Below are 23012 nucleotides of genomic sequence, written 5' to 3' on the forward strand. Positions count from 1 at the left end.
GGACTGGGGCGGCTGGGCTGTTTCGGGCGTACCTGGTCGAATCGGGCGTACCTGGTCGGCTGGTCCGCCCCGGTACGCCCGAATCCGCCAGGCATCGCACGCGTTCTGGGAAAGAACGGACAGCCCGCCGGGGGCCGCCGACACTGCGCCGGGCTGTTTCGGGCGTACCTGGTCGAATCCGGCGTACCCGGTCGTTTGTTCCGCCCCGGTACGCCCGAATCCACCAGGCATCGCGCGCGTTCTGGGAAAGAACGGGCAGCCCGCCGGGGCCGCCGACACTGCGCCGGGTCGAATCGGGCGCACCTGGTCGGATCGGGCGTACCTGGTCGGTCGGTCCGCCCCGGTACGCCCGAATCCACCAGGCATCGCACGCGTTCTGGGAAAGAACGGGCAGCCCGCCGGGAGGCCCGGGGTAGCGTCCGGCGCATGACCCGCGCCGTTCTCGTGTCCAGTGCAGCCCCGCCCACCGTCACCGACGTCGACCTGCCGGATCCGGCCGAGGGCGAGGCCCTCGTCGACGTCACGTACTCGAGCGTCAACTACAAGGACGGCCTAGCCCTCGCGAGGAACCCCGGCGTCGCCCGGCTCGACCCACTCGTGCCGGGGATCGACGTGGTCGGCACGGTGTCGGGGCTCGGACCGGGCGTGCACGAAGTCGCGATCGGTGACCGGGTGGTGCTGAACGGCGCCGGCCTGGGTGAGACCCGGCACGGGGGCTGGGCGACGCAGGCCGTGGTGCAGTCCGGGTCGCTCGTCGTGCTGCCCGAGGCGATCGACGACTCGTTCGCGGCGGCCATCGGCACCGCGGGGTTCACGGCGATGCTCAGTGTGCTGGCGCTCGAGCGCTTCGTCGCGCCGGGGGACGGGCCGGTGCTGGTGACGGGGGCGTCCGGCGGGGTCGGCACCGTGGCGATCGCACTTCTCGCGGCCCGCGGGTACCGGGTGACGGCGTCGACCGGTCGCGCAGCCAACACGGACTCGCTCCGCCGACTCGGGGCGACCGAGGTGATCGACCGCGGCACCCTTTCCGAGCCGGGCAAGCCGATGCAGCGCGCCACCTGGGCCGGAGGGGTGGACAGCGTCGGCGGGGCCACCCTGGCGAACGTCCTGGCATCGACCCGGTGGGGCGGTGCCGTGACGGCGTGCGGGCTGGCGCAGGACTCCGTGCTGCCGACGACCGTGCTGCCGTTCATCCTGCGGTCGGTGTCGCTGCTCGGGATCAATTCCGTCGACGCCCCGCTCGAGCTCCGACGTCGGGCGTGGGATCGGCTCGCGACCGACCTCGACGCCGCGCTCCTGGCCGACGTCACCCGCACGGTCACGCCCGAGCAGGCCATCGCGGTGGGGGCCGAGGTCGTCGCGGGACGGGTGCACGGGCGAACGGTCGTCACCGTCGCGGGCTGATCCGGCATCCTTGCCGCGCGGTTGATTTAGCAAACGTTTGCATATTGGCACGCTAGGATTTCGAGTGTCGATTTCGTCCTCGAGGAGATGACATGCCGGTCCCCAAGTCCACCGTGGAGAGCTCTCCCCGGAAGCTCCTGCGCGACGTCGTCTACGACAAGATGCTCGCGGCCCTGCGGGACGGCACGCTCCAGCACGGCGAGCGCCTGAACGACGACGAGCTGGTCCAGTGGCTGGGTGTGAGTCGCACCCCGATCCGCGAGGCCATCGCGAAGCTCGTCGACATCGGCCTGGTCGAGATGGAGGCGAACCGGTACACCCGCGTCGCCACCCCGACCTTCGAGGACTGGGTCATCGCGACCCGCGCGACCGCCGGGTTCTTCGAGCTCAGCCTGCGCTGGGGCGTCCCGGAGTACAGCGACGAGGACGTCGAGGCCCTCACCGCGCTGCTCGACAAGGCCGACCGCATGCGCAAGGTGCGGGACTACGGGTTCAGCGGCGCCCTCACCGAGATCATCGAGTTCGCCGTCGAGCACTCCGGGAACCCCCTGGTGCAGAACGCGGCCGTCGGCGCCATGGAGCGGGTCCGCTTCACGCTCAACCCCACGCCGGCGTTCGAGCAGTACGGTTCCGAGGCGTTCTTCTCGATCCTGCGCGAAGCGCTCACCGAGCGCGACGGCGAAGGCGCTGCCGAGGCCGGACGAGCCCTCACCCGCAACTTCGAACAGCACATCGAGGCGGTCCGCGCCGACCGCGGCTGACCATGGTCGTCGGCGAGTGGGGTGACGCCGACCCCTGGGCGGCCGTGCACGACGACGCCTACGTGTCCCTGCTCGCCCACGTCCGGACCGGCCCCCGCGGACCGGTGTCCGTCGACCTCGACGCACTGAGCTGGGAGTGGGGCACCTCGCTCGGTGAGGTTCGATCGGCAGCGGCCCGGCTCGAGGACCTCGGCATCCTGGTCCACCAGCCGGACGGCACGTGGCAGTACGAGGAACTCTCCGACGCCGACCTGTCCGACGCACTGGACTTCTGGGTCGCGCTCATCGGTCCGGCCCTCCGTGCCACGATCCCGGCGCTCACCCCCGAACTGCGCGCCGAGCTCGACCGCCGGGTCGCACGGGCCCGCACCACCGCTGCCCTCCGGTTGCCGGAGTACCCGACGGCGTTCTCCGCCGCCTGCCAGTTCTGGTTCGAGCACTCCCCGAACACCCTGGTGCGCAGCCTGGGTCTGCGCGCGTTCGAGCGGATGCGGTGGGCACGCGTCCCCACCCAGCTCTGGTCGGTCCACGACGTGCACGCCTGGTTCGTGACCACCGACCGCGCCGTGGACACCGGCGACCCGGCAGTCGCGACCACCGCGGCAGAGGTCATTGACGGGCTGTTCGAGGTCCACCGGCGGAACGTCGGGATCCCGCGGACGAGCCGCCCGGCGGACGACACCACCGAACACCGTGTCGGCCCGGTCGACCGCGCCCTGCTCCGCGACGTCCGCTCCGGGGCGCTGGGGGTCGGGTCCACCCACGCGCTCGAGGAACTCGTGGCACGGACCGGCGCCGGACCCGAGCAGGTCCTCCACGGGCTGCGCTGGCTGCACGACGTGGGCCTCGCCGAGAGCGACCGGGGACGCCACCGCATCGTCGAACCGTCGCTCGCGACCTGGCGGGACACCATGGAGCTGCTCACCGGGGTCTTCGCCCACGGTGCCGTCCACGTGCTGCCCGGGCTGCGCGGATCCGACCTCGAGGAGTTCCGCCGGCTCGTCGAACGGGCGCGCGCGGACGGCCAGGTGCGCGACCACCGGTACACGGAGAGCGCGTTCGCCGTCACCCGGTTCCTGGCCGAGCAGTCCGGCAACCGCTGGACGCGGCAGGCACTGCGCCTCGCGATGGCACGGCTCGCCTACGCGCTGCCCGAGGCCCCCACGTTCCGGCAGTGGGACGCAGAAGCGCTCTGGCTGGCGCTCGACACAGCGGCCGGCACCGGAGACGTCGGTGCCGCCCGGGCAGCGGCCCGCCGGTTCGTCGACGTCGCACGGGCGCACGTGGACGACGTCACGGCGCGATGGGGCACGATGGGGTCATGACCGACGCGCACGACGACGTCCTGATCCACGCCACCGGGGTCCGGGTCACGCGCTCCGGCCGCGACCTGCTGCACGACGTCGACCTGACCGTCCGGCGCGGGGAGCACTGGGCACTGCTCGGCCCCAACGGTGCCGGCAAGTCCACGTTGCTGGCCGTCCTCGGTGCGACCGGGCACCCCACCGCCGGCACGGTCGAGGTGCTCGGTCGCCGCCTCGGACGCGTCGACGTCCGCGAACTCCGGGAGCACATCGGCCACGTCGACCCCCGACACCGGATGCTCTCGCCGCTCACGGTGCTCGAGACGGTGCTCACCGGGCTGACCGGCACGACGGACCTCATGATGCGGTGGGAGCCCTCGGCCGAGCAGGTCGCGCTGGCCGAGCAGCACATCGCCGACGTCGGGCTCACGGCACGACGGGACGCCCGCTGGCCGGTGCTGTCGCAGGGCGAGCGGGGACGCGCCCTCATCGCCCGTGCCCTGATGTCCGAACCCCAGCTGCTGCTGCTCGACGAGCCGGCGACCGGCCTCGACGTCGCCGCACGAGAGCACCTGCTGGAGACCGTCGATGCGCTGCGGCACCGACACCCCGAGCTGGGCAGCGTCATGGTCACCCACCACCTGGAGGACCTGCCGGCCTCGACGTCGCACGCGATGCTGCTCCGCGACGGTGCCGTCGTGGCCCAGGGCACCTCGGACCAGGTCATCACGTCGTCGGCGGTGTCGCACGCGTTCGACTTCCCGCTCGCGATCCTGCGGTCGGAAGGGCGCTGGGCCGCGCGCCGATCCGCCTGACGCGTGCTTGAATGGCCGTTCAGTGTCCGCGGCCCGTGTCGGGGAGGGACCCGGCACCGCACCACGGTGTCACGCCGCGGACCGTCACCAGGGGGAACCATGACGAACACGCCGCCGCCCTACCCGGGGTCCGAGCCGCAACCGAACGACGGGCAGCCCAACGCCGGCCAGCCGAACGGCCAGCAGTACCCGCAGCAGCCCGCAGGCCAGCAGTACCCGCAGCAGCCCGCCGGCCAGCAGTACCCGCAGCAGCCCGCAGGCGAGCCGTACCAGGCCCCGGCCGGCGCCGCACCCTACGCACCCCCGCCCAAGTCGTCGTCCCGCGGCAAGCGCGTCCTGATCTCGGTGCTCGGCGTCGTCGTGGCCGTGGTGGTGGCGTTCCTCGTCCGCCAGGGCCTCAACGCGGCCTTCAGCGACTCCACCGAAGAGAAGGTCTCGAAGGCCGTCGAGCAGATCCGCGAGCAGAGCGACCTGCCCAAGCAGGTCGACTCCGTCACGACGTGGACCGGGATCGAGGCCGAGGGCGCCGCGATCCACTACGACTACACGGTGTCGGCGGACGTCGACCCGGCCTCGATCAACGAGGGGGTCATCCGCGACGCCGTCGGGCCGAACCTCTGCTCGACCAGCGAGACGAAGAAGCTCCTCGACGAGGACGTCGACATGCGGTACACCTACGCGTTCGAGGGCTCGTCGAAGACCGTGGACACGACCTTCACCAAGGCCGACTGCTCCTGAGCCCCGACGCCCGTCACGCGGTCGCGGCGGCAGCAGCCTTCGCGGCCGCGGGCAGGGCGTCGAGGATCCGTCCGACCGCTCGGTCGTCGTGGGCGGCCGTCACGAACCAGGCCTCGAACACGCTCGGCGGCAGGGTCACCCCGGCGTCGAGCATCGCGTGGAAGAACGGCGCGTAGCGGAACACGTCCTGCGCCCGCACGTCGTCGTAGTTCCGCGGTGCCTGCTCGGTGAACGCGAACGAGAACAGGTTGCCGGCGCGCTGCACGGTGTGGGCGACGCCCTCGGCCGACAGGGCGTCCGACGTGGCCGCGGAGATGACCGCAGCCGTGCGGTTCAGCGACTCGTACACGGACGGCGTCGCGGCGCGCAGCGTCGCGATGCCGGCGGCGACGGCCAACGGGTTCCCCGACAGGGTGCCCGCCTGGTACACCGGCCCGAGCGGGGCGAGGAAGTCCATGACCTCACGCCGACCGCCGAGTGCGGCGAGGGGCATGCCACCGCCGATGACCTTGCCGAACGTGATGAGGTCGGGCTTCCACCCGGCGCCGTCGGGCACGACCTTGGACGCCTCGAGGCCCCACCAGCCGGCAGCACCGACGCGGAACCCGGTCAGGACCTCGTCGACGATGAGCAGCGCCCCGTGCGACCGGGTGATCTGCGCCAGGGCACGGTTGAAGCCGCGCTCCGGTGCCAGGACGCCCATGTTCGCGGCGGCGGACTCGACGATGACGGCGGCGATGCGCTCGGAGTGCTCGTCGAACGCCCGGCGGACGGCGTCGAGGTCGTTGTACGGCAGCACGAGGGTCTGCGCGGCGGTCTCGGCGGTGATGCCCGCACTGCCCGGCATGGCCAGGGTCGCGACGCCCGAGCCGGCCTCGGCCAGCAGGGAGTCCGAGTGCCCGTGGTAGTGCCCGGCGAACTTCACGAGCAGGTCGCGGCCGGTGTAGCCGCGTGCCAGCCGGATCGCGGTCATCGTGGCCTCGGTGCCGGTGGACACCATGCGGAGCTTCTCGATGGGCCCGTCGCCGTCCACCGACACCCGCTGCTTCACGAGTTCGGCCAGCTCGGTCTCACCCGGGGTCGACGCCCCGAACGACAGTCCGCGCGCGGCGGCCTGCTGCACGGCCTCGACCGTGCCGGGGTGGGCGTGCCCGAGGATCGCGGGGCCCCACGACGCGACGAGGTCGACGTACTCGCGACCCTCCGCGTCGGTGACGTAGGCGCCCTTGGCGGACACCAGGAACCGCGGGGTGCCGCCGACCGACCCGTAGGCGCGGACCGGTGAGTTCACGCCCCCGGGGATCGCGTTCTTGGCTCGGCCGAAGAGCTGGTCGTTCGTGGTCATTCGGGGGCCTTCCCGGTCGAGGCGATGCTGGCGACGTCCGCAGTGCTGCCCGAAGTGCGGAGGCCCGCTTCCTCGTTGAGCTTCCGCGCGATGTCGACGGCGAAGTAGGTCAGGATCGCGTCGGCACCGGCGCGCTTGATGCCGACGAGCGACTCCATCGCGGCGGCGTCGCGGTCGATCCACCCGTTCTGCGCTGCTGCGGTGATCATCGCGTACTCGCCGGAGATCTGGTACGCCCAGACCGGGACCGGCGAGGTGGCCGCGGTCTCGGCGAGCACGTCGAGGTAGCTCATCGCGGGCTTCACCATCACGATGTCTGCGCCCTCGTCGACGTCGAGCTCGACCTCGCGGAGTCCCTGCCGACCGTTCGCGGCATCGATCTGGTACGTCCGGCGGTCGCCGACGAGCGACGACGAAACGGCCTCGCGGAAGGGACCGTAGAACGCCGAGGCGTACTTGGCGGCGTAGGCGAGCAGCGCGGTGCCGCTGTGCCCGGCACCGTCGAGCGCGTCACGTGCGGCGGCGATCTGGCCGTCCATCATGCCGCTCATGCAGACGAGCTCGGCGCCGGCCTCGGCCTGCGCGACCGCCATGTCGCGGTAGCGCAGCAGGGTGGCGTCGTTGTCGACGGAGCCGTCGGCGGCCAGCACACCGCAGTGTCCGTGGTCGGTGAACTCGTCGAGGCACAGGTCGGACTGCACCACGAGGGCATCCCCCACCTCCTGCCGAGCGACGCGGATCGCCACGTTGAGGATGCCGTCCGGGTCGGTGGCGCCCGAGCCCTCGGCGTCCTTCGTGGTCGGGACGCCGAACAGGTTGACCCCGCCGACGCCCTGCTCTGCCGCCCCGACGAGCGCGCGGCGGAACGAGTCGAGGGAGTGCTGCTGCACGCCCGGCATGCTCGAGATGTCCACCGCGTCGGTCGCGCCTTCGCGGATGAACATCGGCAGCACGAGCTCGGCGGGGTGGAGCCGGGTCTCGGCCACGAGTCGTCGCATCGCGGGGGTGGCGCGGAGCCGACGGGGGCGGACCTGGGGGAAGCGTCCAGTCACGGGTGACCTTCCTGGTGGGGGGTGGTTGGGTTCAGTGCCTCGACGACGGCGTCGAGCAGGGCTTCTGCGGACCGGGACCGTCCGACGGCGTGCACGGGCAGTCCTGCCGCGCGCGCGTCGGCGGCGGTCCCGGGGCCGATGCAGGCCACGATGGTGCGTGGGTCGAGCGGGGTCATCCGGCGGGCGATCTCGCGGGCGACGCTGCCGCTCGTCACGAGCACCGCAGCGGGCGCCGTCTCGAGGGTGATCGGCTCGTCGCCGGTCCCCACGGTACGGTACGCGACCACGTCGTCCACGTCGATGCCGCGGGCACGGAGGCCGTCGACGAGCGTCGGTGCCGCGATCTCGGAACGGGGGAACAGCACGGTGCCGTCGGTGTCGGGGAACGCCGTTACCAGACCGGCTGCGGACGTCTCGGTGGGCACCAGGTCGACGACCCAGCCCGCAGCGCGCGCGGCACGGGCGGTCGGCTCGCCGACCGCGGCGACGCGCACCCCGGCCGGGAGGCCCGCCACGCGTTCCGACAGGACCGTCACGGCCGTCGCACTGGTCATCACCACCCATGCGTAACCAGCCACAGGGGTTCGGTCGCCGACGAGGGTCGGTGACCAGTTCCTCCCGGCCGCACCGGAGGCGACCAGACGGCGGACCGCAGCGTCGAGCGCGGTGGGGTCGGACGGCGGAGCCTCCGTGATGAGGGGGACGACGACGGGGGCGAGCCCACGGGCGCTGGCCGCTACGGCGACCCGGTCCCCCCACGCACCGCCACGCGGGACGAGGACGACCGGGGGTCGCGCCTCGTCCGTCGCGGTGGTGGAGGGTTCCGTGGTGACCGCCTACTCGGCCGGCGTCGCGAGGCCGGGGCCCGCGGTGTGCGGGCCGTCCGTGGTGTCCTCGGCGACGGTGGTCGCGAGGTCGGCCAGGTCCGCAGCACCGTTCTCGAGCAGCTCGGTCGCCACCCGGCCGCCGACCTCGAGGGCTTCGTCGAGACGGTCCTGCGCCGACCCGTCGAGCACGGCCGCGTGCGATGCGGTGCGGTACTCGGTGCCGTCGGGGCGGTAGACGGTCGCGGACACGAGCAGGAGCTCGGCGTCCACGACGGCCGTCGCACCGATCGGGGCGGAGCAGCCGGCCTCGAGCTTGGCGAGCACCTCGCGCTCGGCCGTGACCGTCAGGCGGGTCGGGGCGTGCTCGATCTTGCGGAGTGCGGCGAGCAGCCCACGGTCGGTCTCGTCCGAACGGATCTCGACCGCGAGCGCACCCTGACCGGGAGCACTCGGCCAGAAGCCGAGGTCGAGCAGCTCCGTCGCGGCCGACAGACGGTCGATACGACCCAGGCCGGCGGCGGCGAGCACCACGGCGTCGAGGTCGTCGTCCACCCGACCGAGGCGGGTGTCGATGTTGCCGCGGATGTCGACGACGTCGAGGTCCGGACGCGTCGCACGGAGCTGCGCGGCACGGCGGGGCGAACCGGTGCCGACCTTCGCGCCCTCGGGCAGGGTGTCGACGGTCGCGCCGTTCCGTGCGACGAGGACGTCACGGGCGTCCGCACGCTTCGGCACGGCACCGATCGTCAGGCCCGGGTACGGCGCGGTCGGCAGGTCCTTCAGAGAGTGCACGAGCACGTCGACCTCGCCGGCGACGAGCGCTTCACGCAGGGCGCTGGCGAAGACGCCGGTGCCGCCGAGCGACGCCAGGGAAGCACGGTTCGTGTCGCCCTCGCTCGTGACGGTGACGAGCTCGACGGGCCGACCGGCGGCCTTCGCCAGACGGTCGGCGACGTCCTGCGACTGCGCGACCGCGAGCCGGCTGGCACGCGTGCCGAGCCGGATCGGGGTCGGGCCGTCGGGCGACGTCGTGTCGGGGTCGCTCACGGGTGCATCGGTCACGGGGCGACGCCCGCGGCGGCGGGCTTGAACCCCGCTCGCACGTTCTCGCAGCACCCGGGACGGCACACGTCGTACCAGGGACCGATGTCGGTCATGTGCGGACGCTCGGCCTTCGGGGTGCCGTTGACCCGCTCGAGCACCAGGTCGACGAGCCCGGACACGTAGGCCGGGTCGATGCCGGGGGTCTGCGTACGGAGCGACCAGAAGCCGAGCTCACCGGCGGTCTCGGTGGCTTCCTCGTCGAGGTCCCACATGACCTCCATGTGGTCGCTGACGAAACCGAGCGGGACGATCAGCACGGCACGCGTCGGGCCGCCCTTGAGGTCCTCGTTCATGTAGTCGTTGATGTCGGGCTCGAGCCACGGCTGCGTCGGGGGGCCGGAGCGCGACTGGTAGACGAGCTTCCAGGCGGGCTTCGACGTGCCCTGCAGGTGGGCGTGCTCGGGCTGCTCGAGGAGCTCGGCCCAGGCCTGGTCGAGGACGACCTCGCCGACCGCCAGGTGCTGCGCCTCGTACGCGCCGTGCTCGTCGAACCCGCGGTAGTCGGGGCCGGAGCGGGCGGCGTCGGCCGAGGGGATCGAGTGCGTCGAGAAGAGCACCTGCAGCTCGGTCGCGACGTCGAGGCCGTCGTTCTCGGCGATCGCGCGGGCCATGCCGTCGCGGACGCCGTCGATGAACGGGCGGACGAAGCCCGGGTGGTCGAAGAACTGGCGGACCTTGTCGATCTGGATCGTGTCGATCAGGCCGGTCTCGTTCAGCACGCGGGCGTAGTCCTCGCGGTACTGCCGGCAGCTCGAGAACGACGAGTACGCGCTCGTGGCGATGGCGACCAGCTTGGTGTAGCCCTTGTCAGCCGCCTCGGTGAACGCTTCTTCCAGGTAGGGCTCCCAGTTGCGGTTGCCCCAGAGGACCGGCATGTCGATGCCGCGCGACGCCAGCTCGGCCTCGAGCGCTGCCTTGAGCGCACGGTTCTGCGCGTTGATCGGGCTCACGCCGCCGAAGTGGCGGTAGTGGTGCGCCACTTCTTCGAGACGCTCGTCCGGGATCCCGCGGCCACGCGTGACGTTGCGCAGGAAGGGGATGACGTCGTCCTGGCCCTCGGGGCCACCGAAGCCGGCGAGCAGGATCGCGTCGTAGGCGGTCGGGGTCTCGACGTGCTCGGGACCGGATGCCGCCGCGGGGGTGGCGGCGAGGACCTGGCCGTTCGTGATCATGCTGGTGTCGGTCATGACAGCACCTCCGGGAGTTCGGCGGTCGTCACGCGACGACCCGTGAAGAAGGGGACCTCTTCGCGCACGTGCATGCGCGCTTCGGTGTAGCGGAGATCGCGCATCAGGTCGACCAGGTCGACGAGGTCCGGGCTCTCGAGCGGCAGGATCCACTCGTAGTCGCTCAGGGCGAAGGTCGCGATGGTGTTCGTCAGCACGCGGCGGTACTTCGCGCCGGCGATGCCGTGGTCGCGGAGCATCTTCGAACGCTCCTCTTCCGGCAGCAGGTACCACTCGTAGGAGCGGACGAACGGGTACACCGTGATCCACGCCTCGGGGTCCTTGCCGCGCAGGAACGCGGGGGTGTGCCGCTTGTTGAACTCGGCCTCGCGGTGCATGGCCATCACGTGCCAGACCGGCTCGGCGTCCTGGAAGAGGCCGGTGCGACGGATTTCGCGCAGCACGGCCTGGATGACCTGCGCGTCGTCGCCGTGCAGCCAGACCATGACGTCGGCGTCGGCACGGAAGGCCGAGACGTCGTAGAAGCCACGGATCGTGACCCCGCGCTCGGCGGCGCTGGCGATCACGGTGTCGAGTTCGGCCACGGCGTCGTCTCCGACGCGGTGGACCGGACCGAGGGGCCGGCGGAACACTGCCCAGAGGGCGTAGGCCGTCAGCAGGTTCGGGTCGATCCCGGAGTCCGGGTGACCGGTCTCGGCGGGTTCGGTGTGGGGGTGGTCGTTCGCGTGCGCGGGCGCGTCGGAGCTCATGGATCCATTGTCCTATCGGTTGCCAGGGTGTTGGCCGCCCCGCATCCGGTGGACCGCGCTCGGGCGGTCTACCGCCGTCGGAGCACCATCACGACGATACCCCCGACCACCGCCACACCGGCTGCGAGACCGGCCAGGTAGGGCACCGGCTTCTCGTCGAGGCCGCGCTTGAACTTCGACGCCGCGATCCCGATCTGCTTCGGGACGTTGAGCTTGTCCTCGATCGCGTCGAGGGTGTCGAACAGCTGGGCGCGGGTCGCGGCGACGCGAGCAGCGAGATCGTCGTGCGGGTCGGTCACGGTTCCTCCGTCGGTGGTGCGGATGTCGGGCCTCAGGGTCGGCCGTCGACGTCCGGGTTGCGGCTGCCGTACTGGGTCGGCGGGGTCGGCTTCTTGCCGAGGCCCTTGACCGCGTTGATGTCGTCCTTGACGCTGGCGATCGTGCGCTTCGGCGTGACCGGCAGGCCCTTCTTCAGGCGCTTCCAGCCGATCAGGCCGAGGATCGCGGCGATGATCAGCATCACCACGGCCACCACCAGTGCGGCCAGCCACGCCGGCATCACGGTCGCGAGGCCCATCACGGCTGCGGTCAGCAGGACGCCGATCGCGTAGAGCACGACGACGAGGGCACCGACCAGCAGACCGGCTGCGAGGCCGAAGATCTTCGCCTTCGCGAGCATCTCGGCTTTGAGCAGGTCGATCTCGCCCTTGACCAGGCCCTTGACGAGCTTCGGGACGTCACCGACCAGGCCGAACAGCGAACGCGACTTGCGATCGCGGGTGTCGGTCATGAGGTGGTGGTGTCCTTCTTCTGGCCGACCTTGCGGACGGCCTTCTTGGTCGTCTCACCGATGAACTCGGCGACGTCCGGCGTCTTGTCGGCGATGAAGTCCTCGGCGACGTGCACGCCCTTCTGGACGCCGTTGCTGTTCCAGACCTTGCCGCTGACGGTCTTGATCTGCTCGTACCGCGCCCGTCCGGCTCGCGATCCCAGGACGTACCCGAGTGCGGCGCCGGCGACGAACAGGAGCTTTCCGCGCATGTGCGATTCCTCCGTGCATTGGTTGTGCGGTGGTCATGCACCGAACGGAATACGTCCGGCGGTCTGACCAACAGTAGCCCTCAGGGGCTGCGCGGTCCGCTCAGGAACCGAGGATCTCGTCGGCTGCCTTCCGAGCAGCGGCGATGATCCCCGCCAGGCCCCGTCCGGTGGAGGCCTCACCGATCCCGACGACGCCCTCGGCCAGCCCGGCCGCGGTCAGGTCCGGCCCGTACCAGCCGACGCGTGCGGCGCCGCTGACGCGGTCGGCCGTGATCGGCACACCGAGCAGCGTGGACGCGTCCTGCAGCGCGCGGCTGCCGACGGGGTCGGTCGGGTCGACCGGGAGGCTCGTGGCGACGCCCGCAGGGTCCGTCGAGGTGGTCGCGTAACTGAGCCGCAGGACGTGGCGTCCGTCCGCCGCGTCGGCCAGCCACGGCCACTTCACCGTCGCGTGCGTGAGGGCCTTCGCCGACACCGCCTGGGCGTCCGGGTGCACGAGCATCCCGGTGCCACGCGGGGCGGCGTCGAGCTCCGGCTGGTCGACGACGAGCGTGACGAGCTGGATACCGGTCCGGTCGGGGGCGGCGGTGCGCTCCGGGTCGGCGACGGACGACAGGGTGTGCTGGGCGGGCAGCCGTTCGCTCGTGCCGTCGGCGCTGACGATCTCGACCGCGTGCGCCTCGATGCGGGTCGCCCGGGTGTGCAGCCGGACGTCCACCCCGTAGGTCTCCATGTCGGCGACGAGCTCGTCCACCAGGCGCACCGTCCCGCCGCGGATCCCCTGCACCGGGGTGCCGGCGGCCGCGCGTGCCCGCAGCGACAGGACCGCCCGGGCGAGTGAGCCCTCGCGGAGCAGTGCGGCGCGCAGGCCCGGAGCCACCCGGTCGGGGTCGAGCTGGTCGGGGTGGGTGGAGTGCACGCCACCGGCGATCGGCACCACGAGGTCGTCGAGCACCCGCTCCCCCATGCGCCGACGGACGAGTTCGCCGAGCGAGGAGGCCTTGGCGCCCACCGGTGCCGGCAGCAGCGAGTCCATCTGGGCGCGCAGGCCGCCCTTCTGCCCGACCACGGCCAGCACGTCCGCGGCCATCGGGGTGCTCGGGATGCCGAGGAGCCCGGTCGCCGGGATCGGGGAGGTCCGGCCGTCGCGGGTCATCAGCCAGGCACCGCGGGGGTCGGGGGCGACGACGTCGTTGCCGAGCCCGAGCTCGATCGCCAGGCGGCCGACGGCGTCCGTGCGGGTGGCGAACGAGTCGGCCGCCATGTCCAGGTCGATCCCGCCGACGGTGTGCCGACGGATCATGCCGCCGAGCTCGCCCGAGGACTCGACGAGCACCACGTGGGCGCCGCCCTTGGCGAGGTCACGGGCGGTGACGAGCCCGGCGACCCCACCGCCGACCACGACGACGTCGGTCACGCGCCGGCTCCGTCCTGCGCTGCGCCGCCGTCCGCGCGGCCGTCGCCGAGCGAGTGGACCAGCTCGACCACCCGGGTCAGGACGTCCGGGTCGGTCTCGGGCGGGACGCCGTGGCCGAGGTTCACGACGTGGGCCCGTGCGGCACCGCCCCGACGGACGACGTCGCGGACGTGCGCTGCGAGGACACCCCACGGCGCCGAGAGCATCGCCGGGTCGATGTTGCCCTGCACGCTGACCCCGGTGCCGACGCGCTGGACGGCCTGGTCGAGCGGCAGGCGCCAGTCGACCCCGACCGCGTCGACGCCCACGGAGTCCGTGCCGAAGGTCGTCATGTCGGCCAGGACCTCACCGCTGCCGACGCCGAAGTGGATGCGCGGCACCCCGAGCTCGGCGACGTGCGACATCGCCTGGGCGGAGTGCGGTGCGACGGACCGGACGTAGTCGGCGCGGGAGAGCGACCCGACCCACGAGTCGAAGAGCTGCGCGGCCGAGGCCCCGGCGAGCACCTGTGCCCGGAGGAACATCCCGGACACCTCGGCGGCCCAGGCGAGCAGCCGCGACCAGGTCTCGGGGTCGGCGTGCATGAGCGTGCGGGCGCGGATGTGGTCCTTGGACGGGCCACCCTCGACCAGGTAGGCGGCGAGGGTGAACGGCGCCCCCGCGAAGCCGATCAGCGGGGTGTCACCGAGCTGCTCGACCGTGCGTCGGACGGCCTGCTCGATGGGGGCGAGGGCCGCGGGGTCGAGCTGCTCGAGGGCGTCGACGTCGGCGGGGGTGCGGATCGGCGACGAGAGCACCGGGCCACGACCGGGGACGATCTCGACGTCCACGCCGGCGAGCTTGATCGGCACGACGATGTCGCTGAAGAAGATGCCCGCGTCGACCCCGTGCCGGCGCACCGGCTGCAGGGTGATCTCCGACGCCATCTCCGGGTCGAGGCACGCGTCGAGCATGGCTGTGCCGACCCGGAGCTCCCGGTACTCCGGCAGGGACCGTCCGGCCTGGCGCATGAACCACACCGGGAGCGTCTCCGGACGGTCACCCCGCAGGGCCCGTACCAGGCGGGAACCACTCGTCCGCCCTGATGCCAGGGGGTGGGAGTCGGGGAGGGATGTGGTCGTCGCTTCGGTCACCGGATGATTCTCCCATCGAGCGCGTTACCATTGACTACGTGCTCATCTGTCTCACGGCGTCGCATCGCAACGCCAGCTTTGATCTCCTGGAGCGACTGAGCATCGGTGCACCCGCGGCAGCCAGCCGACTCGTCACGGATGCCGGCGTCCTGGACGGTGCCGTGGTGCTCGCCACCTGCAACCGCTTCGAGGCGTACCTCGACATCGCAGGCGACGAGAGCGACTCCGCCGTCTCTGCCACCGTGCAGGCCGTGGCCGCCGCGAGCGACCTGGACGCCACCGAGGTCCTCGACTCCGTCAACGTGCTGGACGGCAAGGACGTCGTGCAGCACCTGTTCGCCGTGTCGAGCGGTCTCGAGTCCGTCGTCGTCGGCGAGACCGAGATCTCCGGCCAGGTCCGTCGCTCGCTCGAGGACGCGCGGTCGAACGGCACCACCACCTCGGACCTCGAGCGCCTGTTCCAAGAGGCCGCGCACACCTCGCGCGGCGTCAAGACCCGCACCCGCATCGGCGCCGCCGGCCGGTCGCTCGTGCGCCTCGGCCTCGAACTCGCCTCGTCACGGGTCACCGACTGGGCCCGCACCCGCGTGCTGCTCGTCGGCACCGGCAGCTACGCGGCCACCACCATCGCCGCCCTGCGTGACCGCGGCGCCACGAACATCCAGGTGTTCTCGCCCTCGGGCCGGGCGCCCTGGTTCGCCGCCAAGCACGACCTCGTCGCCGCCCGCGACCTGCGCCAGGCCATCGGCGAGAGCGACGTCCTGATCACCTGCACCTCGAGCGAGGTCCCGGTCGTCGCACCGGCCGACCTCGACGACGGGGTCCGTCGGATCGTCATCGACCTCGGGCTCCCCCGCAACGTCGACCCCGCAGCCGCCGGAGTCGACGGCGTCGAGCTGCTCGACCTCGAGACGATCAGCATCCACGCCCCGATCTCCGAGCTGAACGCCGAGTCCGAGGCCCGCGCGATGGTCGACGACGCCGTGTCCCGGTTCCGCGCCCAGGCGATGGAACAGTCGACGACCCCGGCGCTCGTGGCGTTCCGCAAGCACGTGTTCGACATCCTCGACGACGAGATCGAGCGGGCCAAGCGCCGCGCGGACGCCGACGGCGAGTCCGTCGAGCACACCGAGCGGGCACTCCGGCACCTGGTCGGCGTCCTGCTGCACCGGCCATCGGTCCGCGCCCGTGAGCTCGGTCGCGCCGGTCGCGGCGAGGAGTTCGTCGGGGCGATCGACTCCCTGTACGGCGTCCGGCCCGCGGCCGAGCCGGAGCTGCCGTCGCCCGTCGTCCCGCTCGCCGACCGCACGGCACTGGACCCGACCGCCTCGGATCGCGACGACCAGGCGGACGCGAGCTGAGCCTCCAGGCCGCTCCTCAACCACCCACGCTGCGCGTGAGTGCGCTGTTGCTGGTGCGTGACCGACGTGTCCTGATGGTGCGCGCCAGGGCGCGCGACGTGCTCTACCTGCCCGGCGGCAAGGCGGAGCCGCACGAGACCGACGTCGAGGCCGCCGTGCGCGAGGCGTACGAGGAGACCGGCCTGCGGCTCACCGCCGCCGACGTCGATCCGTTCGGCGTCGTGCTCGAGCCCGCCCACGGGCAGGCTCCGGGGACCATGGTCGCGATGACCCTGTTCCTGGTCCGCGCGGGAGGCCCGCTGGACTCCGCCACGCCCGTCGCCTCGGCCGAGGTGGACGAGGTCGAGTGGGTCACCTCCGCCGACGCGGACCGCTGCCCGCCTGCGGGCGTGGAGACGCTCCGCCGCCTGGTGGCGGCGGAGCTGATCGACTGACCGTCAGGCCTTGTCGGTGTCGGTGTACTCCCCGACCTCGCCGTTCTGGGCCGGCTCGGCCTCTCCGGGGATCTCCGAGTCGACGTACTCGCCGTCGGGTCCGGCTCCGGTCGGACGCGTCTCGCCAGGGATGTCGCTCGAGACGAACTCGCCGACGGGCTCCGTCGACTCGACGGGCTCCTCGCCCGGGATCTCGCTGTCCGTGAAGGCTCCGGCGCGGGGCTCGACCCCGTCCGCGCGACCCTCGTCGCCTCGTGCCTGTTCGTGCTTGCCCGTCATGTCCGACCTCCGCTGCTCGGGTTGCTTGTCTCGGAGTGTGCCCGTGGTCCCTGGACGCCGACCGAACCGGATGCGGCGTCCGGTGCCGGAGGGGCAGCACGCTCCCTGAGTCTCGACCCCGCGGACAGTTTCGCCGTCGCTCCGCCAGTGATCGGTCCGCCGGGCCGAGACTCGGCACGGGCGGCGGCGAGCGCCCTCAGCGACGAGCCGGGGCGTGCACGGCCTCGAGCACCTCGGTGCCCATGGTCCGCAGCGCCTCGACGACGGCCAACCGCCGCTGCAACGAGGCGTCGTCGAACGTCACCGTCACGGCGTAGCTGACCGACGACCCGGGCCCCCGCAGGATCCCCGCCTCGGCCCGCACGCCGGTGCTCGACCCGGTGACCGCGACGACCTGCAGCCCGTGGTCGAGCGCCCGGTGCGCCAGGGGGTCGAGCCCGAAGGAGCCGGCGACCAGGTTCAGGTCACTCGCCAGGGACAACCAGCCGAGCACCCGGTTCGACACCGCTTCGTCGACGACCTCGCCGAGCGCCAGTCCGCGCATCACCCACGACAGCTCCCCGGTCGGTGCGACGGAGGCGTCGGGGGCGTCGTCCGGTCCGCGGCGGTCCCGCACGCGGTCGATCAACGCGGTGCGCTCGATGCCCAGGGACTCCGCGCGCTCACGGACGGCGTCGATCCCCACGGTCGACAGCAGTGCGTTCATGGCCCAGGCGTCGGCGCTGGCCCCGACCAGGGTCGCCAGGTCGGGCACCTGCATGGTCGGCTCCTGCAGGAACTGCCACAGGCCGGCGCCGGTCGCGGTGTCGCGGGCCATGCGCTGCAGTCGGTCACCGTGCAGGCGGCCGTCCTCGAGCTGGGCGGCGACCTCGATGAGCAGCAGGACACGGCCCAGGCTCGCGACCGGCTGCACCAGGGTGTCGTCGATCGCGAGCAGGGCCTTGCCGCTCGAGGTGTCGATCACCGAGGCGCTGACCCCGGCACCCTCGAGCGCGAGGGCACCGAGGGCCTCGGTGGTGGCGGTGAAGCGGTCGTCGGACCGGCCGCTGTGCCGCCCACGACCGCGGCCGCCACCTGCTGGGCGGTCGTCCGGTCGCCGGCGGCGCGACGACCGGGCCGCGTCCGGCTCCGTCATCACCAGATGGCGACGCGCTCGGCGGGGTCGAGGTACATCGCGTCCTGCTCGGTCACGCCGAAGGTGTCGTACCAGACGTCGATGTTCCGCACGACCTGGTTGCAGCGGAACTCGTTGGGCGAGTGCGGGTCGATCGACAGCAGACGAGCCGCTTCTTCCGGGCGGATCGCCATGCGCCAGGCCTGTGCCCAGCTCAGGAAGAAGCGCTCGGCACCGGTGAGGCCGTCGACGACCGGGGGCTCCTGGCCGTCGAGGGAGAGCAGGTACGCCTTCCACGCGATCGACAGGCCACCGAGGTCACCGATGTTCTCGCCGATCGTCAGGGCGCCGTTCACGTGACCGTCGGGCACCTCGGTCGGCACCAGGGCGTCGTACTGGGCGATGAGGGCCTTCGTCCGCTCCTCGAACGCGGCACGGTCGGCCTCGGTCCACCAGTTCTCGAGCTTGCCGTCGCCGTCGTACTGCGAGCCCTGGTCGTCGAAACCGTGGCCGATCTCGTGCCCGATGACGGCCCCGATCGCACCGTAGTTCGCGGCGGCGTCGCGGCTCGCGTCGAAGAACGGGAACTGCAGGATCGCCGCGGGGAACACGATCTCGTTGAAGCCCGGGTTGTAGTACGCGTTGATCGTCTGCGGGGTCATGAACCACTCGTCACGGTCGATCGGCTTGCCGATCTTGCCGAGCTCGCGGTCGACCTGGAACGAGGCGTTGGCGCGGACGTTGGCGACCAGGTCGTCGGCACGGACGGGCAGCGCCGAGTAGTCGCGCCACTTCACCGGGTACCCGATCTTCGGCGTGAACTTGTCGAGCTTGTCGAGCGCACGGGCACGGGTCTCGTCGGTCATCCAGTCGAGCCCCGTGATGCTCTGCCGGTACGCCTCGACCAGGTTGGCGACGAGGTCGTCCATCTCGGCCTTCGAGGTCTCGTCGAAGTGCTCCTGCACGTAGATGCGGCCGACGGCCTCGCCCATCGCGCCCTCGACCAGCGAGACGCCGCGCTTCCAGCGCTCGCGCTGCTTGGGCGCACCGGTGAGTGCGGTGCCGTAGAACGAGAAGTTCGTGGCCGAGAACGCGCTCGTCAGGTACGCGGCGGAGCCACGGATGACCTGCCAGCGCAGCCAGTCCTTCCAGACCTCGAGCGGCTGGTCGTTCAGCAGGTCGGCCAGGCCGGTGATGAACGAGGGCTCACGGACCACGACGGTCTCGAAGGCGCCCGCCGGTGCCTCGATGGCCTGCCACCAGATCTGCAGGTCGACGCCCTTCGCGAGCGCCGCGACCTCGGCCCAGGGCAGCTTGTTGTAGGTCTTCTGGCTGTCACGCGTGGTGACGTTCTCCCAGTGCTGGGCGGCGAGCGCCGTCTCGAGCGCGATGACGTGCTCGGTACGGGCACCGCCGTCGTCGAGGCCGGCGAGCGGGAACATCGCCGCGACGAACTCGCGGTACTTCTCGCGGATGTCGGCGAAGCGCTCTTCGCGGTAGTACGACTCGTCGGGCAGCCCGAGGCCGGACTGCTCCAGGAACACGACGTAGGACTCGGGGTCGCCCGGGTCGTTGTCGACGAAGAGCTGCAGGAAGCTCGGCAGGCCGAGGCGCTCGAAGCGGCCGACGGCGGCGATGACCTCGCGCACGGACTGGATCTCGGTGATCTCGGCGAGCAGGTGCTCGATCGGGGCGGTGCCGAGCTCCTCGAGCCGCGCTTCGTCGGTGAACGAGGTGAAGAGGTCACCGACCTTGCGCTCCTCGGTGCCGGGGGCGGCCTGCTGCGAGCGCTCGATGATGTCGCGCACGGCGATCTCGGCGGCTTCGGCCAGCACCGTGAAGGAGCCGTACCGGGCCTTGTCGTCGGGGATCGGCGTCGCCTCGATCCAGGTCCCGTTCACGTGGCGGTACAGGTCGTCCTGGGGGCGCACCGCGGGGTCGAGTTCGTCAGTGTGGATGCCGGAGGCACGTGCGACGTCGGTCATGTCGTCCACGATAGCCACCGTCCCCATGGGGCAGGCCGATCCGGGTCGTCACCGGCGCACGGCTGCCGGTACGGTCATCGCATGGGACTTCCGTGGAAGCTGCACGGGGACGGCAAGACCGTCTCCGCGACGACGATCGTGACACCGGACGAACGACTCACCTGGCCCCGGACGATCGGCCTCGGCGTGCAGCACGTCGTCGCGATGTTCGGCGCCACGTTCCTGGTGCCGCTGATCACCGGGTTCCCGCCGTCGACGACGCTGCTGTTCAGCGGCATCGGCACGATCCTGTTCCTGCTCATCACGGGCAACCGCCTGCCGAGCTACCTCGGGTCGTCGTTCGCGTTCATCGCCCCGATCGGCGCTGCCACCGAGATCGGCGGCATCCCGCTCGCCCTGTCCGGCATCATCGTCGTCGGCGCGCTGCTCGCGATCGTCGGCCTCGTCGTGCACCTGGCCGGAGCCGGCTGGATCGACCGCCTGATGCCCCCGGTGGTCTCCGGCGCGATCGTCGCCCTGATCGGTTTCAACCTGGCACCGGCCGCCCGCGACAACTTCACGGCGTCCCCGGTCATCGCACTCATCACCCTCGCGGCGATCATCCTGGTCACCGTCCTGTTCAAGGGCCTGATCGGCCGGCTGTCGATCGTCATCGGCGTCCTGATCGGCTACGTGGCCGCGCTCATCGGCGGCCAGGTCGACTTCTCGAAGGTCGGTGAGGCGAAGTGGATCGGTCTGCCGGACTTCACCGCGCCCGCGTTCGACCCGTCGCAGCTCGCGATCTACCTGGCGTTCGTGCCGGTCGTCCTGGCGCTGGTCGCCGAGAACGTCGGGCACGTCAAGGGCGTCGGACAGCTGACCGGCCGTGACCTCACGCCGCTCACCGGTCGCGCGCTCTTCGCCGACGGCATCTCGACCGTGCTCGCGGGCGTCGGCGGCGGCTCCGCCACCACCACCTACGGCGAGAACATCGGCGTGATGGCCGCCACCCGCGTCTTCTCCACCGCCGCCTACTGGGTCGCCGCCATCGCGGCCGTCCTGCTCGGCCTGTCGCCGAAGATCGGCGTGGTCATCTCCTCGGTTCCGGCCGGCGTGCTCGGCGGCGCCACCACCGCGCTCTACGGCCTGATCGGCGTCATCGGCATCCGGATCTGGGTCGAGAACCGCGTCGACTTCTCGAAGCCGAAGAACCAGCTGACGGCCGGCATCGCCCTGATCATCGGCATCGCCGACTTCACGTTCCGCTTCGGCCAGGCGAGCTTCGGCGGCATCATCGTCGGCACCATCGCAGCGATCGTCGTCTACCACGTGATGGACGTCATCGGCCGGGCCCGTGGCACCGACGAGCCGTCGACCGAGGTCTCCGACCCCGCGCACGCCGCCAACGGCGCCGTCCCCGCGGAACCGCGCGCCGACTGACGCAAGTGGTCGGCCGGAACGCGCGTCCGGCCTGACGACGTGGGACCACCGGACTGGAGGCCCGTGGCGGCGCCGTCACGAGCCTCCAGTCCGTCACGGGGTCGTGCCCACCCCGCCTGGCGACCACGACGGGTCGGCATCGCCGACAGAATGGGTCGGTGCAACGACCGACGCGACCTGCGGCGACCGCTGAGCGGCGCGCGGTCGACCGCGACATCGTGCGGCTGGCGGTGCCGGCGCTCGGCGCACTCGTGGTCGAGCCGCTGTTCCTGCTGACCGACACCGCGCTCGTCGGGCACCTCGGTGCGACGCCGCTGGCGGCCGTCGGGCTCGCGAGCGCCGTGCTGTCGACGGTGACCGGGCTGCTGGTGTTCCTGGCGTACTCGACGACCCCGGCCGTGGCGCGCGCGCTCGGTGGTGGCGACCGACGCGGAGCCGTGCACGCTGGCATCGACGGGATGTGGCTCGCACTCGTGCTGGGGGTGCTGCTGGCGCTGGTCGGGTGGCCGCTCGCCGGACCGCTCGTCGACCTGTTCGGCGCCTCGGCCGAGGTGTCGGCGGCAGCGACCGCGTACCTGACGATCTCGCTGATCGGGCTGCCCGGCATCCTGGTCGTGACCGCCTCGACCGGACTGCTGCGTGGGCTGCAGGACACCAAGACCCCGCTCGTCGTCGCGACCATCGGGTTCGTCGCGAACGGGCTGCTCAACGCCGTCCTGATCTACGGCGCCGGCTGGGGTGTCGAGGGATCCGCCGCCGGCACCGTCATCGTGCAGTGGGCGATGGCCGTCGTCTACGTGCGCATCGCGGTGCGGGCCGCTCGGTCGTCGGGGGCGCCGCTGCGACCCGGCGCCTCGGGCGTCGCCCGGGCCCTGCGGTCTGGGGCATGGCTGTTCCTGCGGACCGCGTCGCTGCGGATCGCGATGCTCGCCACTGTCGGTGCCGCTGCCGGCCTGGGCACCACCGGGCTGGCGACGACGCAGGTCGGGCTGACCGTCTTCTCGACGCTGGCGTTCGCGCTCGACGCCCTGGCGATCGCCGGGCAGGCACTGGTCGGACACGGGCTCGGCGGGCGGGACCCGGAGCGGGTGCGACTGGTGACGCGACGGCTCGTGCTGCTCGGGATAGCCGGTGGTGTGCTGCTCGGAGTGCTGACCCTGGCGGTGAGCGGGGTGCTCGGGCCGGTGTTCTCGGACTCGCAGGCGGTGCGGGACGCCCTGCCCGTCGTGCTGGTGCTCATCGCCGTCGGGATGCCCGTCGCCGGGTACGTCTTCGTGCTCGACGGGGTGCTGATCGGCGCCGGGGACGCGCGGTACCTGGCAATCGCCGGAGGCCTGAACCTCGTCGTCTACCTGCCGCTGCTCTGGTGGGCAGGCGGGACGCTCGCGGGGTTGTGGGCGGCGTTCGCCCTCGGGTACATCGGGGTCCGGGCGGTGACGCTCGGGGTGCGGGCGCACCGGCGCGGCTGGGTGGAACAGGCGTTGGCGCGGTGAGCGGGTCTGCTGCTTCTGCGGCGCCGTCATCCTCGGTGGCTTCGTCGGCC

At 72.0% G+C, this 23012-nt stretch carries 23 protein-coding genes; 9 read left to right on the top strand and 14 right to left on the bottom strand.

From position 1 onward, the window contains the following. Positions 1–426 precede the first annotated feature (426 nt). From DEJ35_RS11950 to DEJ35_RS17340, 5 genes are all read left to right on the top strand, one after another. Complete coding sequence (locus DEJ35_RS11950; RefSeq protein ID WP_110862062.1) at positions 427–1404, top strand: acryloyl-CoA reductase; 978 nt, start codon at positions 427–429, stop codon at positions 1402–1404. A 92-nt stretch (positions 1405–1496) separates the two neighbouring features. Continuing rightward, positions 1497–2165 carry a GntR family transcriptional regulator gene (locus DEJ35_RS17465; protein WP_071404482.1) on the top strand — a complete coding sequence of 223 codons (669 nt, stop codon included), beginning with the start codon at positions 1497–1499 and terminating at the stop codon, positions 2163–2165. A gap of 2 nt (positions 2166–2167) precedes the next feature. Continuing rightward, positions 2168–3490, top strand: coding sequence for a hypothetical protein (locus tag DEJ35_RS11960; RefSeq protein ID WP_110862060.1), 1323 nt, complete (start codon positions 2168–2170; stop codon positions 3488–3490). Then, entirely contained in the window at positions 3487–4284 is a 798-nt protein-coding gene (locus tag DEJ35_RS11965; protein WP_110862057.1) for an ABC transporter ATP-binding protein, read from the top strand. The genes DEJ35_RS11960 and DEJ35_RS11965 overlap by 4 nt, the downstream gene beginning before the upstream one ends. A gap of 99 nt (positions 4285–4383) precedes the next feature. Further along, positions 4384–5022, top strand: a complete 639-nt coding sequence (locus DEJ35_RS17340; protein ID WP_181420135.1) for a hypothetical protein — start codon at positions 4384–4386, stop codon at positions 5020–5022. A 13-nt stretch (positions 5023–5035) separates the two neighbouring features. On the opposite strand, the gene hemL is transcribed toward DEJ35_RS17340, so the two are convergent. From hemL to hemE, 11 genes are all read right to left on the bottom strand, one after another. After that, positions 5036–6367: a glutamate-1-semialdehyde 2,1-aminomutase gene (hemL, locus tag DEJ35_RS11980; protein WP_110862052.1), complete on the bottom strand. Its 1332-nt coding sequence runs from the start codon at positions 6365–6367 to the stop codon at positions 5036–5038. Continuing rightward, on the bottom strand, positions 6364–7419 hold the full coding sequence (gene hemB, locus DEJ35_RS11985; RefSeq protein WP_258378473.1) for a porphobilinogen synthase: 1056 nt from the start codon (positions 7417–7419) through the stop codon (positions 6364–6366). The genes hemL and hemB overlap by 4 nt, the downstream gene beginning before the upstream one ends. Next, positions 7416–7997 (bottom strand): uroporphyrinogen-III synthase, encoded by a 582-nt coding sequence (locus tag DEJ35_RS11990; protein ID WP_258369930.1) that lies wholly within the window; start codon positions 7995–7997, stop codon positions 7416–7418. The genes hemB and DEJ35_RS11990 overlap by 4 nt, the downstream gene beginning before the upstream one ends. Positions 7998–8255: 258 nt before the next feature. Next, positions 8256–9293 carry a hydroxymethylbilane synthase gene (hemC, locus tag DEJ35_RS11995; protein WP_110862046.1) on the bottom strand — a complete coding sequence of 346 codons (1038 nt, stop codon included), beginning with the start codon at positions 9291–9293 and terminating at the stop codon, positions 8256–8258. Positions 9294–9304: 11 nt separating this feature from the next. Further along, complete coding sequence (locus DEJ35_RS12000; protein ID WP_110862044.1) at positions 9305–10537, bottom strand: ferrochelatase; 1233 nt, start codon at positions 10535–10537, stop codon at positions 9305–9307. Further along, positions 10534–11286: a hydrogen peroxide-dependent heme synthase gene (gene hemQ, locus DEJ35_RS12005; RefSeq protein WP_111192799.1), complete on the bottom strand. Its 753-nt coding sequence runs from the start codon at positions 11284–11286 to the stop codon at positions 10534–10536. Before hemQ ends, DEJ35_RS12000 begins: the two co-directional genes overlap by 4 nt. 68 nt (positions 11287–11354) lie before the next feature. Next, positions 11355–11585: a DUF3618 domain-containing protein gene (locus DEJ35_RS12010; protein WP_027467026.1), complete on the bottom strand. Its 231-nt coding sequence runs from the start codon at positions 11583–11585 to the stop codon at positions 11355–11357. 32 nt (positions 11586–11617) lie between these two features. Next, the gene (locus DEJ35_RS12015) at positions 11618–12076 is read right to left on the bottom strand and encodes a phage holin family protein (RefSeq protein ID WP_111123727.1); all 459 of its coding nucleotides are present in this window, start codon (positions 12074–12076) and stop codon (positions 11618–11620) included. After that, positions 12073–12327, bottom strand: coding sequence for a hypothetical protein (locus DEJ35_RS12020; protein WP_017887727.1), 255 nt, complete (start codon positions 12325–12327; stop codon positions 12073–12075). The genes DEJ35_RS12015 and DEJ35_RS12020 overlap by 4 nt, the downstream gene beginning before the upstream one ends. 100 nt (positions 12328–12427) lie before the next feature. Further along, positions 12428–13744: an NAD(P)/FAD-dependent oxidoreductase gene (locus DEJ35_RS12025; RefSeq protein ID WP_258378474.1), complete on the bottom strand. Its 1317-nt coding sequence runs from the start codon at positions 13742–13744 to the stop codon at positions 12428–12430. Then, complete coding sequence (hemE, locus tag DEJ35_RS12030) at positions 13741–14877, bottom strand: uroporphyrinogen decarboxylase (protein ID WP_111192800.1); 1137 nt, start codon at positions 14875–14877, stop codon at positions 13741–13743. Before hemE ends, DEJ35_RS12025 begins: the two co-directional genes overlap by 4 nt. Before the next feature lie 38 nt (positions 14878–14915). Between hemE and DEJ35_RS12035 the strand changes: the two genes are divergently transcribed. Both DEJ35_RS12035 and DEJ35_RS12040 read left to right on the top strand, forming a co-directional pair. Next, positions 14916–16238 (top strand): glutamyl-tRNA reductase, encoded by a 1323-nt coding sequence (locus tag DEJ35_RS12035; RefSeq protein WP_027467024.1) that lies wholly within the window; start codon positions 14916–14918, stop codon positions 16236–16238. 35 nt (positions 16239–16273) lie between these two features. Beyond that, positions 16274–16672: an NUDIX domain-containing protein gene (locus DEJ35_RS12040; RefSeq protein WP_111192801.1), complete on the top strand. Its 399-nt coding sequence runs from the start codon at positions 16274–16276 to the stop codon at positions 16670–16672. Positions 16673–16675: 3 nt separating this feature from the next. On the opposite strand, the gene DEJ35_RS12045 is transcribed toward DEJ35_RS12040, so the two are convergent. The 3 genes from DEJ35_RS12045 to DEJ35_RS12055 form a co-directional block, all read right to left on the bottom strand. Further along, the gene (locus DEJ35_RS12045) at positions 16676–16951 is read right to left on the bottom strand and encodes a hypothetical protein (protein ID WP_110862033.1); all 276 of its coding nucleotides are present in this window, start codon (positions 16949–16951) and stop codon (positions 16676–16678) included. A gap of 196 nt (positions 16952–17147) precedes the next feature. Then, complete coding sequence (locus DEJ35_RS12050; RefSeq protein ID WP_111192802.1) at positions 17148–18086, bottom strand: serine hydrolase; 939 nt, start codon at positions 18084–18086, stop codon at positions 17148–17150. Further along, positions 18086–20050 (bottom strand): M13 family metallopeptidase, encoded by a 1965-nt coding sequence (locus DEJ35_RS12055; RefSeq protein ID WP_111192838.1) that lies wholly within the window; start codon positions 20048–20050, stop codon positions 18086–18088. The genes DEJ35_RS12050 and DEJ35_RS12055 overlap by 1 nt, the downstream gene beginning before the upstream one ends. A gap of 81 nt (positions 20051–20131) precedes the next feature. Between DEJ35_RS12055 and DEJ35_RS12060 the strand changes: the two genes are divergently transcribed. Both DEJ35_RS12060 and DEJ35_RS12065 read left to right on the top strand, forming a co-directional pair. Beyond that, positions 20132–21469, top strand: coding sequence for a uracil-xanthine permease family protein (locus DEJ35_RS12060; protein ID WP_111192803.1), 1338 nt, complete (start codon positions 20132–20134; stop codon positions 21467–21469). Positions 21470–21627: 158 nt separating this feature from the next. Next, a complete protein-coding gene (locus tag DEJ35_RS12065) occupies positions 21628–22962 on the top strand; it encodes an MATE family efflux transporter (protein WP_111192804.1) in 1335 nt (444 codons plus the stop codon). Positions 22963–23012: the final 50 nt, after the last annotated feature.

The sequence above is a fragment of the Curtobacterium sp. MCPF17_051 genome (assembly GCF_003234595.1).
Taxonomy (GTDB): domain Bacteria; phylum Actinomycetota; class Actinomycetes; order Actinomycetales; family Microbacteriaceae; genus Curtobacterium; species Curtobacterium flaccumfaciens.